The sequence below is a fragment of the Streptomyces sp. NRRL S-350 genome (assembly GCF_000719705.1).
In the GTDB taxonomy this organism is placed as follows: domain Bacteria; phylum Actinomycetota; class Actinomycetes; order Streptomycetales; family Streptomycetaceae; genus Kitasatospora.
Genome location: NZ_JOHO01000100.1, coordinates 1 through 14,580, shown reverse-complemented (window position 1 = coordinate 14,580; position 14,580 = coordinate 1). Strand labels below are relative to the sequence as shown.

At 73.1% G+C, this 14,580-nt stretch carries 12 protein-coding genes; 5 read left to right on the top strand and 7 right to left on the bottom strand.

Annotated elements, in window-relative coordinates; genetic code table 11:
- Positions 1-223: 223 nt before the first annotated feature.
- Positions 224-1,135 carry a LysR family transcriptional regulator gene (locus tag IF30_RS0138435; RefSeq protein ID WP_037902698.1) on the bottom strand — a complete coding sequence of 304 codons (912 nt, stop codon included), beginning with the start codon at positions 1,133-1,135 and terminating at the stop codon, positions 224-226.
- A 79-nt stretch (positions 1,136-1,214) separates the two neighbouring features.
- Here IF30_RS0138435 and IF30_RS0138430 point away from each other — a divergent pair, with 79 nt between their 5' ends.
- On the top strand, positions 1,215-1,946 hold the full coding sequence (locus IF30_RS0138430; RefSeq protein WP_030247402.1) for a glutamine amidotransferase-related protein: 732 nt from the start codon (positions 1,215-1,217) through the stop codon (positions 1,944-1,946).
- A gap of 35 nt (positions 1,947-1,981) precedes the next feature.
- Here IF30_RS0138430 and IF30_RS0138425 read toward each other — a convergent pair whose 3' ends face one another.
- The 3 genes from IF30_RS0138425 to IF30_RS0138415 all read right to left on the bottom strand — a co-directional run bounded on the left by IF30_RS0138425 (position 1,982) and on the right by IF30_RS0138415 (position 4,079).
- Positions 1,982-2,626, bottom strand: a complete 645-nt coding sequence (locus tag IF30_RS0138425) for a GNAT family N-acetyltransferase (RefSeq protein ID WP_078892032.1) — start codon at positions 2,624-2,626, stop codon at positions 1,982-1,984.
- Between the two features lie 176 nt (positions 2,627-2,802).
- Positions 2,803-3,405 (bottom strand): dephospho-CoA kinase, encoded by a 603-nt coding sequence (gene coaE, locus IF30_RS0138420; protein ID WP_030247396.1) that lies wholly within the window; start codon positions 3,403-3,405, stop codon positions 2,803-2,805.
- 32 nt (positions 3,406-3,437) lie between these two features.
- Complete coding sequence (locus IF30_RS0138415; protein WP_030247395.1) at positions 3,438-4,079, bottom strand: MBL fold metallo-hydrolase; 642 nt, start codon at positions 4,077-4,079, stop codon at positions 3,438-3,440.
- 62 nt (positions 4,080-4,141) lie between these two features.
- Here IF30_RS0138415 and IF30_RS0138410 point away from each other — a divergent pair, with 62 nt between their 5' ends.
- Positions 4,142-4,573: a MarR family winged helix-turn-helix transcriptional regulator gene (locus IF30_RS0138410; RefSeq protein WP_030247393.1), complete on the top strand. Its 432-nt coding sequence runs from the start codon at positions 4,142-4,144 to the stop codon at positions 4,571-4,573.
- Between the two features lie 147 nt (positions 4,574-4,720).
- Here the strand turns inward: IF30_RS0138410 and IF30_RS0138405 are convergent, their stop codons facing one another.
- The gene (locus IF30_RS0138405; RefSeq protein WP_051712149.1) at positions 4,721-7,036 is read right to left on the bottom strand and encodes an MMPL family transporter; all 2,316 of its coding nucleotides are present in this window, start codon (positions 7,034-7,036) and stop codon (positions 4,721-4,723) included.
- Positions 7,037-7,245: 209 nt separating this feature from the next.
- Positions 7,246-8,736, bottom strand: a complete 1,491-nt coding sequence (rpsA, locus tag IF30_RS0138400) for a 30S ribosomal protein S1 (RefSeq protein WP_030247388.1) — start codon at positions 8,734-8,736, stop codon at positions 7,246-7,248.
- 413 nt (positions 8,737-9,149) lie between these two features.
- Between rpsA and IF30_RS0138395 the strand changes: the two genes are divergently transcribed.
- Positions 9,150-10,064: a class I SAM-dependent methyltransferase gene (locus tag IF30_RS0138395; protein ID WP_078892031.1), complete on the top strand. Its 915-nt coding sequence runs from the start codon at positions 9,150-9,152 to the stop codon at positions 10,062-10,064.
- Entirely contained in the window at positions 9,992-12,586 is a 2,595-nt protein-coding gene (gene hrpB / locus IF30_RS0138390) for an ATP-dependent helicase HrpB (protein ID WP_078892030.1), read from the top strand. The genes IF30_RS0138395 and hrpB overlap by 73 nt, the downstream gene beginning before the upstream one ends.
- A gap of 93 nt (positions 12,587-12,679) precedes the next feature.
- Here hrpB and IF30_RS0138385 read toward each other — a convergent pair whose 3' ends face one another.
- Positions 12,680-13,972: a hypothetical protein gene (locus IF30_RS0138385; protein WP_051712146.1), complete on the bottom strand. Its 1,293-nt coding sequence runs from the start codon at positions 13,970-13,972 to the stop codon at positions 12,680-12,682.
- Positions 13,973-14,201: 229 nt separating this feature from the next.
- Between IF30_RS0138385 and IF30_RS0138380 the strand changes: the two genes are divergently transcribed.
- Positions 14,202-14,390: an ATP-binding protein gene (locus IF30_RS0138380; RefSeq protein ID WP_051712145.1), complete on the top strand. Its 189-nt coding sequence runs from the start codon at positions 14,202-14,204 to the stop codon at positions 14,388-14,390.
- The last annotated feature ends 190 nt before the right edge of the window (positions 14,391-14,580 follow it).

Sequence of the window (14,580 nt, the reverse complement as noted above, 5' to 3'; positions counted from 1 at the left end):
CGCCTTCACAACCGCCCCCGCCCCGCCCCCGCCCCGGCCCCGCGCCGGCGCCACCCGCGGCGCCGTCCGCCCCCGACCCCGACCTCACGCCGGCGCCATGACGACCCCACGCCGGCGCCACCCCCGGCACTGTCCGCCCCTCGCGTGGTCACTCCATCGGCGCCGGAAGCCTCCACACCCGTGAATCCGGGCCCTGCGAACACCCCGCCCCCCCACCCGCCGATCAGGCCTGATCGGCCTGCACCTCCTCCGGCGAGCGCGCCAGCAACCGCGCCAGCAGCGCCGCGGGCCCCTCCGGCAGGCTCCCGTGGACGAGTTCGGTGCGGTGAACCAGCCTGGGTGAGGTGATCGGCGCGCCCGCGACCCCGGGCACGGCGGCGAGCACCGGTTCGGGCAGCAGCGTGAGGCCGTGCCCGGCGGCGACCAGCGCCAGCAGCCCGCGCAGGTCGGTGCCCTGGTAGCGGGTCGCGGGCCGGAAGCCGTCGACGCCCGCGGCCGCGCGCAGCCGGGCGACCGGCGGGGTGAGGTCGGGGGCGTCCAGCCAGCGGGCGGCGGAGAGGTCGGCGAGCGCGAGCCCGCTCCGGCCGGCCAGCGGGTGGCCGGCCGGCAGCGCGACCGCGATCGGTTGCTCGTCCACGGCGACGGTGCGCAGCGGGCCGACGTCGGGCAGTGGCAGCGGGTCGCTGGGCGCGGCCAGGCCGTCGATCAGGGCGAGGTCGACCTCGCCGGTGGCGACCTGCGCGGGCAGCACGCCCTGGGCGAGCACCCGGACCACCGGCTCCGTCCTCGGGTGGACCCGGCGCACCTCGCCGAGAGCGTGCCCGAGCTCCGCCCCGACCGCCAGCGGGGTGGCCCCGAGGACCAGCCGGGCGCTCGGGGCACCGGCCAGGCGTGCGACGTCGGCGCGCGCCGCCTCCAGCCTGACCAGCAACGGCGCGGCGTGCTCCAGGAGTCGCCGTCCGGCCTCGGTCGGGCCGACCGGTCGGCGGGCCAGCAGCGCGGCCCCGACGTCCGCCTCCAGCGCGGCGATCTGCTGCGAGACGGCGGACTGGGTGTAGCCGAGCTCCCGGGCCGCCTCCGAGAAGGAGGCGAGGCGAGAGACGGTGACGAAGGTGCGCAGTTGCTGGGGATCCACGGCGGCCATCAACCGATCTGATCGGGACTTAAGAAATCATCGTTGGCGCTGATCTCGGGTGCGGGGCCAGGATAGCCGCATGACCTACCTGCCCCCGCGGCTCGCCCTGGTCGGCGACCGCTCCCCCGCCGTCCGCTCGCACGCCCGCATCCCCGGCCTGCTCGACGCCCTCGCCGAGCACGACCGGCTCGTGCTGGACGCCTACTGGATCCCCACCGGGGACGCCGAGGCGCCCGGCGCCCTCGACGGCTTCGACGCCGTCTGGCTGCTGCCCGGCAGCCCGTACCGCAGCGAGGCCGGCGCCATGGCCGCCGTCCGGACCGCCCGTGAGAGCGGCATCCCGTTCCTCGGCACCTGCGCCGGATTCCAGCACGCGGTGCTGGAGTTCGCCCGGAACGTGTGCGGCCTCGACGACGCCGTGCACGGCGAGGAGCACCCCGACGGGGAGCAGCAGGTGATCGCCCCGCTGGCCTGCTCGCTCGTCGGCCACGAGGGCACCGTCACGATCGACCCGGGCACGCTCGCCGAGCGCGTCCTCGGCACCACCCGCACCCTGGAGCGCTACCACTGCGCGTACGGCCTCAACGCCGCCTACCTGGACCGGCTGCGCGCGCACGGCCTGCGGTTCAGCGGTGCGGACGCGTCGGGCGAGGTGCGGATCCTGGAACTGCCGGACCACCCATTCTTCCTCGCCTCGCTGTTCCAGCCCGAACTGTCTGGCGACGGCACCCGGGCGCACGCCATGATCCGCGCCCTGGCCGGCGCCGCCACGGCGCACGCCGACTCGTCCGCAACGGCCGCCACCGCCTGACCCGGCCGCGCCTCGGCGGCGCCCCCGGCTTCGCCTCACATGGGCAGCGACCGCAGCCGTACCGGACCCTCCGGCCATCCGGCCCCCACCGCCAGCGGCGTCCACATGGTGCGCAGCGGCATCACCGCGAGCCGCTCCTCCGGCTGCTCCACCGTCACCTCCGCCGCCACCTCCCGGAAGCCGAACCCCCGGTAGAACGCCGTCAGCGGCGGGCGGCAGAACAGCAGCGCGTACCGGTGGCCGAGTGTGCGGGCGTGGTCGAGGGCGGCGCCGACCACGCTCTGCGCGAGGCCGCCGCCGCGCCGGTCGGGGGCCACGCAGACCCCGCCGACACCCATCACCGTCAGGTCCGCACCGCCTGCGGTGAGCGGCAGCGGCAGCAGCCCGGTGTGGGCGACGAGCCGACCGTCGGCGGCCCGGACACCGAAGTGGATCTCCTTGGGCCGGAACGTCAGCCCGGTGTACGCCACCCCGTACGGGTCGTCCCCGGGGCCGAGGACCTCCTCCTGCTCGGCGCGGGTGTACCGCGCCAGCCGTTCGACGGTGACGGGCTCGGCAGGGCGCGGACCGGCAAGGCGCTGCTCCGGCGGGCGCAGCTCGGCAGGGCGTGACTCGGCAGGGCCCGGCTCGGCAGGGCCCTGCTCGGCAGGGCGCGACGCGGACGCGGAACGATCATTCATCCCGCCATGCTCTCCCCGTCGGCGGCCGTCCGACAGCCCCTTCCCGGCCACCCGCACTCTCCGCGCCCCGCACCCCACACCCCGCACTCCGGCGCCCGGTCCTCCCCCGGAAGCCCCGTACGAGGCAGCCGCACCCGGAAGCCGTCCGCTCGGTCGGTCGCCGTTCAGACCGCCGCTCAGCCGACCGCCGCGCGCTGCACCAGCTCCGACCAGACCTCGTCCACCCGGGCCGCGAGCGCCGCCAGTTCCCCGCCGTTGTCGATCACCAGGTCGGCGATCGCCAGCCGGTCCGCCCGCGAGGCCTGCGCGGCCATCCGGGCCCGGGCCTCCTCCTCGGCCATCCCGCGCAGCCGTACGAGCCGGTCCAGCCGTACCTCGTCCGTCGCGTCCACCACCACGATCAGGTCGAACAGCGGTGCCAGGCCGTTCTCGGCGAGCAGCGGCACGTCGTGGACCACGACCGCGTCCGGCGCGGCCGCGGCCTCCAGCTCGGCGGAGCGGGCGCGCACCAGCGGGTGGACGATCGCGTTCAGCGCCTTCAGCCGTTCCGGGTCGGCGAACACGATCGCCCCGAGGGACGGACGGTCCAGGGCGCCGTCCTCCCGCAGCACCTGCGGGCCGAACTCGCCGACCACGGCCGCCAGTCCGTCCGTCCCGGGGGCGACCACCTCGCGGGCGATCACGTCGGAGTCCACGATCACCGCGCCGTGCGCGGCGAACAGCCGGGACACCTCGCTCTTGCCGGCGCCGATGCCGCCCGTCAGTCCGATCTTCAGCATGGCGTCAGGCTACCGGCGCGGCACCGGGGGCGTCAGCCCAGCTCCAGGCTCTCGCCGTCCCCGAGGACGGTCAGTTCCGCCCCCGTGCCCGGCCCGTCCGATCCGACCATCCGGCTGTGCACGGCGAACCCGGCCGGGCTGAGCACCGCCTCGTGGACCGGCACCGCCCGGCTCGGCCCGGCTTCCCGCACGTAGTCGACCACCTCGGAGACCTTGCTCCACGGCGCCGCGAGCGGCAGCAGCAGGGTGTCGACGGCGTGCGGCGGCACGGTGAACGCGTCGCCGGGGTGGAAGAGGCGGCCGTCGAAGAGGAAGCCGATGTTGCGGACCCGCGGGATGTCCGGGTGGATCACGGCGTGCCATTCGCCGTGCACCGAGACGCCGAGGCCGCCGATCTCGAAGGCGTCGCCCTCGCCGACGGTGGTGACGCGCTGCGCCACGCCGTCCAGTTGGGCGGCGACGTCCCCGTTGGTCCAGACCCGCAGCGCCGGGTCGGCCTCCAGCGCGGCACGCAGCCGGGACTCCTCGAAGTGGTCCATGTGCTCGTGGGTGATGAGGACGGCGTCTGCCCCGGCCAGTGCGACGGGGTCGGTGAACACCCCGGGGTCGATGACGACGGTGGTGCCGCTGTGCTCGATGCGTACGCAGGCGTGTCCGAACTTGGTGATTCGCATGAGCCAAACCATACAGCATTGCTGTACAGCGATGCTGGACAATTTCCGGATAGACTTCCCCCATGCCCAGCGAAGCCCCGCACCCGGACACCCTGGAACTCGCCGCCGACCTGCGCGCCGCCCTCGGCAGCCTGGTCCGCTCCCTGCGCGGCAGCGACGAGCTGCCGCAGAACCAGGCAGCCGTCCTCGGCCTGCTGGTGCGCGACGAACGTTCCTGCACCGTCGCCGAACTCGCCGACCTCCAGCGCGTCCGCCACCAGTCGATGGCCCGCACCGTCGCCCTGATGACCGAGGCCGGCCTGGTCACCCAGCAGCCCCACCCCACCGACGGCCGCAAGCAGCTGATCACCGCCACCGGAGCCGGCCGCACCGCCCTGCTGGAACAGCGCGCCCGCCGCGAACACCACCTCGCCGACACCATCGAGGCCCGCCTCACGCCCGCCGAGCGGGACCGGCTCCGGGACGCGGTCAGCCTGCTGAGCCGACTGTCATGACACCGGGACGCCGGTAGGGCGGGGCCGGGCTCGGAGGCCGCGGTCGGGGGCCGCACAGCCGAGCGAAACCCCGCCCAACGGCGCCCCACCGAACGGCACCCCCCGAACGGCACCCCGCCGAGCCGCGCCCGCGCCCACCGACGTGTTCTAGGCCTTCACCAGGCCCTTGTCCGCCGACCCGCCACCCACCGGCTCCCCTGCCGCCGACTCCCCGACCACCGGACCCCCGGCCACCGGCTCCCCTGCCGCCGACTCCCCGGCCACCGGCTCCCCGACCGCCGCTCGCGGTCCCGGGATCACGACCGGGATCGCCGCCGACCCGATCTCCGGCAGTTCGACGTGCTCGCTCAGCCCGAAGCGCCGGTGCAGCCGCTTGAGCGGCGCGGGCGACCACCAGTTGAACTCGCCGAACAGGCTCATCGCGGCGGGCACCAGCAGGCACCGCACCAGGGTGGCGTCGACCGCGACGGCGACGGCCAGCGCGATGCCCATCTGTTTGACCATGAGCATGTCCCCGAGCGCGAACCCGGCGAAGACGATCACCATCAGCAGCGCGGCCGAGGTGATGATCCGACCGCTGCGCTGCACGCCCAGCTCCACCGCCCGCCTACAGCTGTGCCCGCGCTGGTGCAGCTCCTTGATCCGGGCGAGCAGGAACACCTCGTAGTCCATCGACAGCCCGAAGGCGAAGGCGAAGACCAGCACCGGGATGAACGTCTCCAGTCCGCCGGTCGGACTGAAGCCGAGCAGCCCGCTGAAGTACCCGTCCTGGAACACCAGGGTGAGCGCGCCGAGCGAGGCGCCCAGCGACAGCAGGTTCATCAGCAGCGCCTTGACCGGCATGACGACCGAGCCGGTCATCAGGAACAGCAGCACCAGCGTCCCGGCCGCGACCAGCCCCAGCGCCCACGGCCCGCGCGACATCAGCTCGTCCTTGAAGTCCACCACCGAGGCCGCGCCACCGGTGACGTAGGTCCTCAGCCCGCCCCGGTCCGCCCGCAGCTCGTCGACGACGTGCTTGGCCTGCCCGCCCTGCGGGTCGCCGTGCACCAGCACGTCGATCGTCGACACGGCGTCGCTCACCGGTGTCACCGCCCGCACCCCGCTCACGCCGGGCAGCTTGGCGACCACCTCGTCGGCGTACGCCTGCGCCACCGGCGCCCCGCCCTCGACCACCACCGTGATCGGCGCGGCCGAAACCTGCGGGAAGCGCTGGTCGACGGTCTCGGCGACCTGCCGCCCGGCCGAGGAGGCGGGCAGCACGGCGGCGCCGGAGCTGCGCATCTCGGCGTGGAAGAAGGGTGCCCCGGCCGCCATCAGCAGTGCCACGCAGGCGAGCGCGACCAGCACCGCCCGTTTGCGGACGCGGCGGACGGTCCGGCTGAAGAAGCCCTCGTCCGGTACGGGCGCGGCGGGTGCCTTGATCCGTGCGCCGGCGAAGCCGAGCAGCGCGGGGATCAGGGTCAGTGCGGCGGCGACGGCGATCACCACCACGCTGACCCCGGCGGCGGCGACAGCCCCGAGCACGGGGCTGGTGAAGACGAACAGGCCCGACAGCGCGACGGCCACGGTCAGTCCGGAGAAGGCCACGGTGCGCCCGGCGGTCGCCGCGGTCCGTTCGACGGCGGCGGCGATGCCCGCGCCGTGGCCGCGTTCCTCGCGGAAACGATTCACCATGAGCAGCGCGTAGTCGATCGAGAGTCCGAGCCCCAGGACGGTGGCGATCGGCAGCACGCTGGTGTCGATGTCCATGATCCGGCTGAATCCGAACATGGCCAGCAGCGCCCCGCCCACCGAGGCGACGGCCCCGATCACCGGCAGCGAGGCCGCCGCGAGACCGCCGAACACCAGCACCATGACGACGAGCGTGAGCGGCAGGGTCACCATCTCGCCGAAGCGGGTGTCCTGTTCGGTCTGCTTCTTGACCTCCTGCTGCAGCACCAGGTCACCGCCGACGGTGACGTGGGCGCCGCCCGAGCCGTTCAGCGACTCCAGCCGCTGGGTGACGGCGTCGGTCTGGGCGGAGGTGGCGGTGTCGGCCATCCGGACGGTGACCAGGCTCGCGGTGCCGTCGGCGGAGCGCAGCGCGGCCGGAGCCGGGCCGGAGCCGTACGCGTCGAGGGCGGAGGAGACGCCGGGCAGGCCCGCGATCTCGGCGGTGGCCTTCTCGACGGCGGCCTTGACGGCCGGGTCGCCCACCGGCTTGCCGTCCACCACGGCGGTGACGGTGCCCTTGGCGGGGTCGGCGGCGGCGACCACCGCGCTACCGCGGTCGGCTTCGGCGGTGGCGGAGGAGGCGCCGGCCACCGAGCCCTCGAAGACCCGGCCGCCGATCAGGACGCCGACGACCAGGACGGCGGCCCAGAAGCCGAGCACCCAGCGGCGGTGGCGGAAGCAGAACCGGCCGAGGGCGGCGAGCCGGCCGCCGACCACGGCGGGGGCGGCGGAGGAGGGGTTGCGCATGAGGGGCCTTTCGGGCAGCTCCACTCAATGTAGGGGCAACCCGAACTTCGGCCTATAGAAGGGCAATGAGCCTCATGTCACACTTTCCTTCACATAAACACCACATAAGTCGGCAGTGCATAAGGAATGGCGAAAAACGAAATGGGCCCCACCCGGAGATTCCGGGTGGGGCCCACCGTCTAGCTATCGGCTAGCGGGAAGCGAGAGCCTCAGCTCTGGCCGCCGGCCAGCTTCTCGCGCAGGGCGGCCAGGGCCTCGTCGGAGGCCAGGGCGCCCGAGCCCTCGTCGCTGCTGGACGAGTACGAGCCACCGGCGGCAGCGGCGACGGCGTCGCCGCCCTCCTCCGCAGCCTGGGCGTCGGCCTCGCGGCTCTTGATGACCTGGGCCTGGTGCTGCTCGAAGCGGGACTGCGCCTCGGCGTACTGGCGCTCCCACTCCTCGCGCTGCTTCTCGAAGCCGGGCAGCCAGTCGTTCGCCTCGGGGTCGAAGCCCTCCGGGTAGATGTAGTTGCCCTGGTCGTCGTACGAGGCGGCCATGCCGTACAGGGTCGGGTCGAAGTCGACCTCGGCCGGGTTGGCACCCAGCGCCTCATTCGCCTGCTTCAGCGACAGGCTGATGCGGCGACGCTCCAGGTCGATGTCGATGACCTTGACGAAGATCTCGTCGCCGACCTGGACGACCTGCTCCGGGATCTCCACGTGGCGCTCGGCCAGCTCGGAGATGTGGACCAGACCCTCGATGCCCTCGTCCACGCGGACGAACGCACCGAACGGAACCAGCTTGGTGACCTTACCCGGGACGACCTGGCCGATCTGGTGGGTCCGGGCGAACTGCTGCCACGGGTCCTCCTGGGTCGCCTTCAGCGACAGGGAGACGCGCTCGCGGTCCATGTCCACGTCGAGAACCTCGACGGTGACCTCCTGGCCGACCTCGACGACCTCGGACGGGTGGTCGATGTGCTTCCAGGACAGCTCGGAGACGTGCACCAGGCCGTCGACGCCACCCAGGTCCACGAAGGCACCGAAGTTGACGATCGAGGAGACGACGCCGGAGCGCACCTGGCCCTTCTGCAGGGTGGTGAGGAAGGTCTGGCGGACCTCGCTCTGGGTCTGCTCCAGCCAGGCACGGCGGGACAGGACCACGTTGTTGCGGTTCTTGTCCAGCTCGATGATCTTGGCCTCGAGCTCCTTGCCCACGTAGGGCTGGAGGTCGCGGACGCGGCGCATCTCGACGAGCGAGGCCGGCAGGAAGCCACGGAGGCCGATGTCGAGGATGAGACCACCCTTGACGACCTCGATGACGGTACCGGTGACGATGCCGTCCTCTTCCTTGATCTTCTCGATCGTGCCCCAGGCACGCTCGTACTGAGCGCGCTTCTTGGACAGGATGAGACGACCCTCCTTGTCCTCCTTCTGGAGAACCAGGGCCTCGATGTTGTCGCCGACGGCGACGACCTCGTGCGGGTCGACGTCGTGCTTGATCGAGAGCTCGCGGGACGGGATGACGCCCTCGGTCTTGTAACCGATGTCGAGGAGCACCTCGTCACGGTCGACCTTCACGATGACGCCCTCGACGATGTCGCCATCGTTGAAGTACTTGATGGTCTCGTCGATCGCGGCGAGGAACGCGTCCGCGTCGCCGATGTCGTTGACAGCGACCTGCGGGGTGGTGCTGAGGGAGGAGTCGGTGGGGCTCGTCATTAGGAAAAGGGCTCCGGTACGGACATGAAAGTCGTAGGTAATGCCACGCGGAGGGCCCGTATCGCTCCCACCGAAAGCCGGACAGCCAAGAACACGGCGCACCGAAATTCCCGCGAAAACGAGAATCGGCGTCCGTCTTGCGACCGTGGGGTCTTCGACAGATGCGAGCGCGACCTGCTCCGTCCGAGGCGCGCAGGCCCGCAGCGCAACTTGTAGCATACGGGGACGGCCAGGCACGGTCAATGCCAAGGACGGCAAGACGGTGGAGCCTGGTACGGATCAGGCCATATCCTCCGATTGCGCACCTCTCGGTGGCGCCCGCAGGAGCCTTTTTCCCCGGATGCCACCGCCAGGACCCGGGCCCTTGCGGGCCGGTTCGCGGCAGCGGCGCTTCCGCACTCATACCCTACGCGATGGGCATTGTCACCGTGGCCACCACCCCCCAGACCGACCCGAACGATCTCGGCGCCGACGGGCCCGCCCCCGATGCCGAGGGCGCTGTCGACAGAGCCTTCGACGGCGCCGTCGAAGGCGACGACGACGCGGTCCGGCGCGAGGCCGGCACCGGCGAGAGCAGCCGGGCCAGCCGCCACTGGTGGGACCGCAACGCCGACGAGTACCAGGACGAGCACGGCGACTTCCTCGGCGACGACCGCTTCACCTGGTGCCCCGAAGGCCTGGACGAGGCCGACGCCCGGCTGCTCGGCGACGTCACCGGCAAGGACGTGCTGGAGATCGGCGCCGGCGCCGCCCAGTGCTCCCGCTGGCTGGCCGGCCGCGGCGCCCGCCCCGTGGCACTGGACATCTCCTACCGCCAGCTCCAGCACTCCCGCCGGATCGACCTCGGCCGCGGCGCCGTCCCCGTCCCGGTCGTCCAGGCCGACGCCGCCGTCCTGCCCTTCGCCGACGGCTCCTTCGACCTCGCCTGCTCCGCCTACGGTGCCGTCCCCTTCAGCGCCGACACCACCGCGCTGATGCGCGAGGTGCACCGGGTGCTGCGACCCGGCGGCCGCTGGGTGTTCTCCGTGACCCACCCCATCCGCTGGGCGTTCCCCGACGAACCCGGCGTCGAAGGCCTCACCGCGGTGTCCTCCTACTTCGACCGCACCCCGTACGTCGAGCAGGACGAGCACGGCCGCGCCACCTACGTCGAACACCACCGCACCCTCGGCGACCGGATCCGCGAACTCGTCACCGCCGGCTTCCGCCTCGTCGACCTGGTCGAGCCCGAGTGGCCGGCCGGCCTGGAGCAGGAATGGGGCGGCTGGTCCCCGCTGCGCGGCCGGCTGATCCCCGGCACGGCGATCTTCGTGACCGAGCGAGGCTGAGCACCTTGAACCCGGCCTGGCGCGACCTGCCCGTCCGCACCGCCCTGCCCGCCCTGCACGACGCGCTCGCCGGGCCCGGCACCGCCGTCCTCGCCGCTCCCCCCGGCACCGGCAAGACCACCCTGGTGCCGCTCGCCCTGGCCGGGCTGCTCGACGACGGACGCCCGGTGCGCCGGGTCCTGGTCGCCGAACCGCGCCGGCTCGCCGTCCGAGCGGCCGCCAAGCGGATGGCCTGGCTGCTCGGGCCGGGGCAGGCGGTCGGCGGCCGGGTCGGCTACACCGTGCGCGGCGAGCGCCGCGTCGGCCCGGAGACGGTGGTCGAGGTCGTCACCACCGGTGTGCTGCTGCAACGGCTGCAGCGCGACCAGGAGTTGCCGGGCGTCGACGTGGTCGTCCTGGACGAGTGCCACGAACGGCACCTCGACGCCGACACCGCCCTCGCCTTCCTCCTGGACGTCCGGGCGGCACTACGGCCCGAACTCGGGCTGATCTGCGCCTCCGCCACGTCCGACACCGAGGCCTGGGCCGAACTCCTCGGCGGCGCACCCGTCGTGGCGGCCCACGGGGTCTCCCACCCGGTGGAGGTCGTCTGGGCGCCGCCGCCACGCGCCGTCCGGCCCGCCCACGGCACCCGGGTCGACCACGCGCTGCTCGACCACGTCGCAGCCGTCGTCCGGCGGGCCCTGGACGAACGCGACGGCGACGTGCTCTGCTTCCTGCCCGGCGTCGGCGAGATCGCCCGCGTCGCCGGGCAGTTGGACGGCGCGGCAGCCGACGTCCTGCAACTGCACGGCCGCGCCCCGCAAGCCGTCCAGGACGCCGCGCTCACCCCGTCCCCCACCCGGCGGGTCGTGCTCGCCACCGCCGTCGCCGAATCCTCGCTCACCGTGCCCGGCGTCCGGGTCGTGGTCGACGCCGGACTCGCCCGCGAACCACGCACCGACCACGCCCGCGGCCTCGCCGCCCTCGTCACCGTCCGCGCTTCGCTCGCCGCCGCCCGCCAACGCGCCGGCCGCGCCGGCCGCGAGGCCCCCGGCACCGTGTACCGCTGCTGGCACGAGGCCGAGGACGCCCGCGCCGCCCGCTACCCCACCCCCGAGATCGCCCTCGCCGACCTCACCTCCTTCGCCCTCCAGGCCGCCTGCTGGGGCGACCCGGACGCCACCGGCCTCGCCCTGCCCGACCGGCCCCCGGCCGGCGCCATGGCCGCCGCCCGGCAGACACTCCACGCCCTCGGCGCGGTCACCCCGGACGGACGGGCCACCGCGCGCGGCACCCGACTCGCCCGCACCGGGCTGCACCCCCGACTGGGCCGCGCCCTGGTCGACGGCGCTCCCGCCGTGGGCGCCCGCCGGGCGTCCGAAGTGGTCGCCCTGCTCTCCGAAGAACCGCCGCGCACCCTCGGCGACGACCTCGGCGCGGTCTGGCGAGCCGTGAAGGACTCCCGCGACCCCTACGCCGGACGCTGGCGCGACGAAGTCCGCCGACTGGTACGCGCCACGTCCGACGAACCCGCCACCACCCTGCCCGACACCACGGCCGCCGGACTCGTCGTCGCCCTCGCCTTCCCGGAGCGCATCGCCCGGGCCCGCGTCGACCGCCCCGCCCCCGGCGAACGCAGCCCGTACCTGATGGCCTCCGGCACGGCCGCCGAACTCGCCCCCGGCACGGTGCTCGGCACCCAGCCCTGGCTCGCCGTCGCCGTCGCCGACCGCCCGGCGGGCTCACACTCGGCGCGGGTCCTGCACGCCGCCGCCCTCGACGAGGACACCGCCCTGCTCGCCGGCGCGACGATGCTCACCGCCCGCGAAGAGGTCCACTGGGACACCCGCCGAGGCGACGTCGTCTCCCGCCAGGTGGAATCCCTCGGCGCCATCGAACTCGCGGAGAAACCGTTGGCCCGCCCCGACCGCACCCTCGTCCGGGCCGCCCTCCTCGAAGGCCTCACACGCGAAGGCATCAGCTCCCTGCTCGCCTTTCCGTCCAACCTGCGCGAACGCCTCGCCTTCCTGCACGCCGCCGTCGGCGACCCCTGGCCGGACGTCTCCGATGAGGCCCTGCTCCGACGCGCGGACGAATGGCTGGAGCCGGAGCTCTCGCGCGCCCGCCGCCGCGCCGACCTCGCGAGGATCGACACCACCGCCGCCCTCCAGCGCCTGCTGCCCTGGGCAACCGGAGAAGCCGGGCGCCTCGACGAACTCGCCCCCGAACGCATCGCGGTGCCGTCCGGCTCCAAGATACGAGTCGACTACAGCACCGAACGCCCGGTCCTGGCAGTCAAGTTGCAAGAACTCTTCGGCTGGGCAGCCACCCCTGCCCTGGCCGGCGGGCGCGTCCCGCTCACGGTCCACCTGCTCTCCCCCGCCGGCCGCCCCGCCGCCGTCACCGCCGACCTGGCGTCCTTCTGGCGCGACGGCTACCGCGCCGTCCGCGCCGATCTCAGGGGCCGCTACCCCCGCCACCCCTGGCCCGAAGACCCGACCACAGCAGAGCCCACCCGCCGCACCAACACCCGGAAGTGACAGGCAGAGGACGACCGCGGCGGTGGCGGTGATCAGGGCGGCTAGCGCACCAAGACAGGAGACCTCGACCGACTCCACGCGGCCGGGTTCGGGTCAGGCCGCCTTCGCCATCGGTCGAGCACGGTCGTACAAGTCGCGTGCGTACCGGTTGCCCTGATAGGGCCTGATCATGGCCATCATCGAGCGAAAGCGGTCGTCGGCCCGGCCGGACTGGACTGCCGGGTAGTCGTCGAGAGCTCGGTGCCAGTCCGCACAGGCTTCTTCGAGGCGGCCGGCCTGCAGCTTCCACTCTGCGAGCATGCCGGTCATCCGCACCCGATTGCGCACGTACACCGAGTACCGCAACCGGTCGGACGCCTCCATGGCGCTGATGGCGCCGATCTTGTCGCCGAGTTCCCAGCGGACCTTGGCCTCGTGGTACGCGAGGGAGGACGGATCGTAGGAGCCGAACGCCTTCGCCTTGGACTCGGCTTGCTCCATCGCGACTTCCGCTATCCGCAGGTGGTACAAGGCTCCGGCCCTGTCCCCGGTCCGGGCGGTGGCGTGGGCCTGTTGACCCGCGAGGAAGGCCCTCATGCGGGGGCCGGCCTGCGGGGAGGCAGCCGAGGCGGCATCCGCCAACCGTGTGGCAGCACTGCCGTGGCCGAGGTCGACGGCCTGCACGCTCATGCCACGCAGAGTGGTGCAGTACGTGAGGTGATCGCCCGCATGCCCGGCCAGCTCCAGAGCCTTCAGGTAGTAGCGCTGCGCCAGGGCATCGTGGCGCTCGTCCATCGCCATGTAGCCGGTCAGGTAGCAGTGGTCAGCTGCGGCCGACAGCATCGCCTCGCGGACGCCCTCGGTGGCCTCCGCCTGCAGGTACGGGGCGATCGTGTTGACCAGGAATGAGGCGGCCATCGGTCGGGCCATTCGGCCACCGAACTGGTCGTCCAGGTCGCTGATCCGTTCGGTCATGGCGACGACCGACTGAACCTCTGCCATGCCGATCCGCGAGTGCGGGTCGGTCCGCAGTTTCTCGAAACGGCCCACCAGGTCGGGCCAACCCGGAATGGTGAGGGCCACCGAGTACAGGCTGGCTGTGAGAACTCCGCGCCGGGATGGGTCCATGTCGAGACTCCCCAGATCGACAAGCCCTGACACCGTATCCGTCGGCTCGTCAGCGGTGGTAAGCACGTCGCGAAACCCGGCCTCGAAAGCGGTGATCGGCCGCTTGAGTTTCCGTGCCAACGTTTCCAAGACCACCGGCAAGGACTTCGCCGCAGGCGACGTGCCGCCGAGCCAGTGAGAAACGGCCGAGGCGTCGTACTTGAGCCGTTGCCCGACCTCGGTACCAACCCGATTGACGGCCCGCGCCAACTCGCCGTTTCCCCACGCTGCTTCGACCATCAGCGAAGCGAGCTTACGGTTCGGCTCACGGCCGGTTCGCACGATAGTTCCCCCTTGCAGGCGGTTTCAAGGGTTTCAACTTCCCGGCTCGGCTCGACCATGGCCGACCGCAGACCAGGACGGTTGACTGTTCGTCACCAGCACATCACCAACAGTGGTGAACCCCACTCTATTCCGCCCCGTCCGAGGTAGCCCATGCTCGTCTCCCGCCGCCCCCCTTCGGCTGGAGGTGCACGACGCCGGCGCCGGGCGTCCCTCCGTCCGTGCCGCCGCACCCGACGACGAGTGCGGACGCGGGCTGTTCCTCGTCAACGAGCTCGCCGAGCACTGGGGTTGCCGCCCGCGCCCGGGCGGCGTCGGCAAGTTCGTCTGGGCGCTCGTCGCCCCCTCCCTCCCCTCCGCCCTCCTCACCGTCTGAAAGCGCCCCCCGATGCGACAGCCGTCCCTCGCCACGCTCGCCCGGCACGCCCTCACCCGAGGCATCACCCCCGCCGAGGCCTACGCCCTCGTCGCCCGCCGCACCGGCGAACCCCTGCGCAGCGCCCGCGCGGTCTGCGCGGCCCTGGGCATCCCCGCCGCCGAAGCGGCCCGCCGCCTCGACGACTGCC

Bases quoted from the DNA above. Each gene is read 5' to 3' on its own strand.
- rpsA (WP_030247388.1), bottom strand. From the start codon at position 8,736: ATGACGAGCCCCACCGACTCCTCCCTCAGCACCACCCCGCAGGTCGCT.
- coaE (WP_030247396.1), bottom strand. From the start codon at position 3,405: ATGCTGAAGATCGGACTGACGGGCGGCATCGGCGCCGGCAAGAGCGAG.
- IF30_RS0138430 (WP_030247402.1), top strand. From the start codon at position 1,215: ATGACCTACCTGCCCCCGCGGCTCGCCCTGGTCGGCGACCGCTCCCCC.
- hrpB (WP_078892030.1), top strand. From the start codon at position 9,992: ATGGGGCGGCTGGTCCCCGCTGCGCGGCCGGCTGATCCCCGGCACGGC.
- IF30_RS0138385 (WP_051712146.1), bottom strand. From the start codon at position 13,972: ATGGTCGAAGCAGCGTGGGGAAACGGCGAGTTGGCGCGGGCCGTCAAT.
- IF30_RS0138415 (WP_030247395.1), bottom strand. From the start codon at position 4,079: ATGCGAATCACCAAGTTCGGACACGCCTGCGTACGCATCGAGCACAGC.
- IF30_RS0138410 (WP_030247393.1), top strand. From the start codon at position 4,142: ATGCCCAGCGAAGCCCCGCACCCGGACACCCTGGAACTCGCCGCCGAC.
- IF30_RS0138425 (WP_078892032.1), bottom strand. From the start codon at position 2,626: ATGAATGATCGTTCCGCGTCCGCGTCGCGCCCTGCCGAGCAGGGCCCT.
- IF30_RS0138395 (WP_078892031.1), top strand. From the start codon at position 9,150: ATGGGCATTGTCACCGTGGCCACCACCCCCCAGACCGACCCGAACGAT.
- IF30_RS0138405 (WP_051712149.1), bottom strand. From the start codon at position 7,036: ATGCGCAACCCCTCCTCCGCCGCCCCCGCCGTGGTCGGCGGCCGGCTC.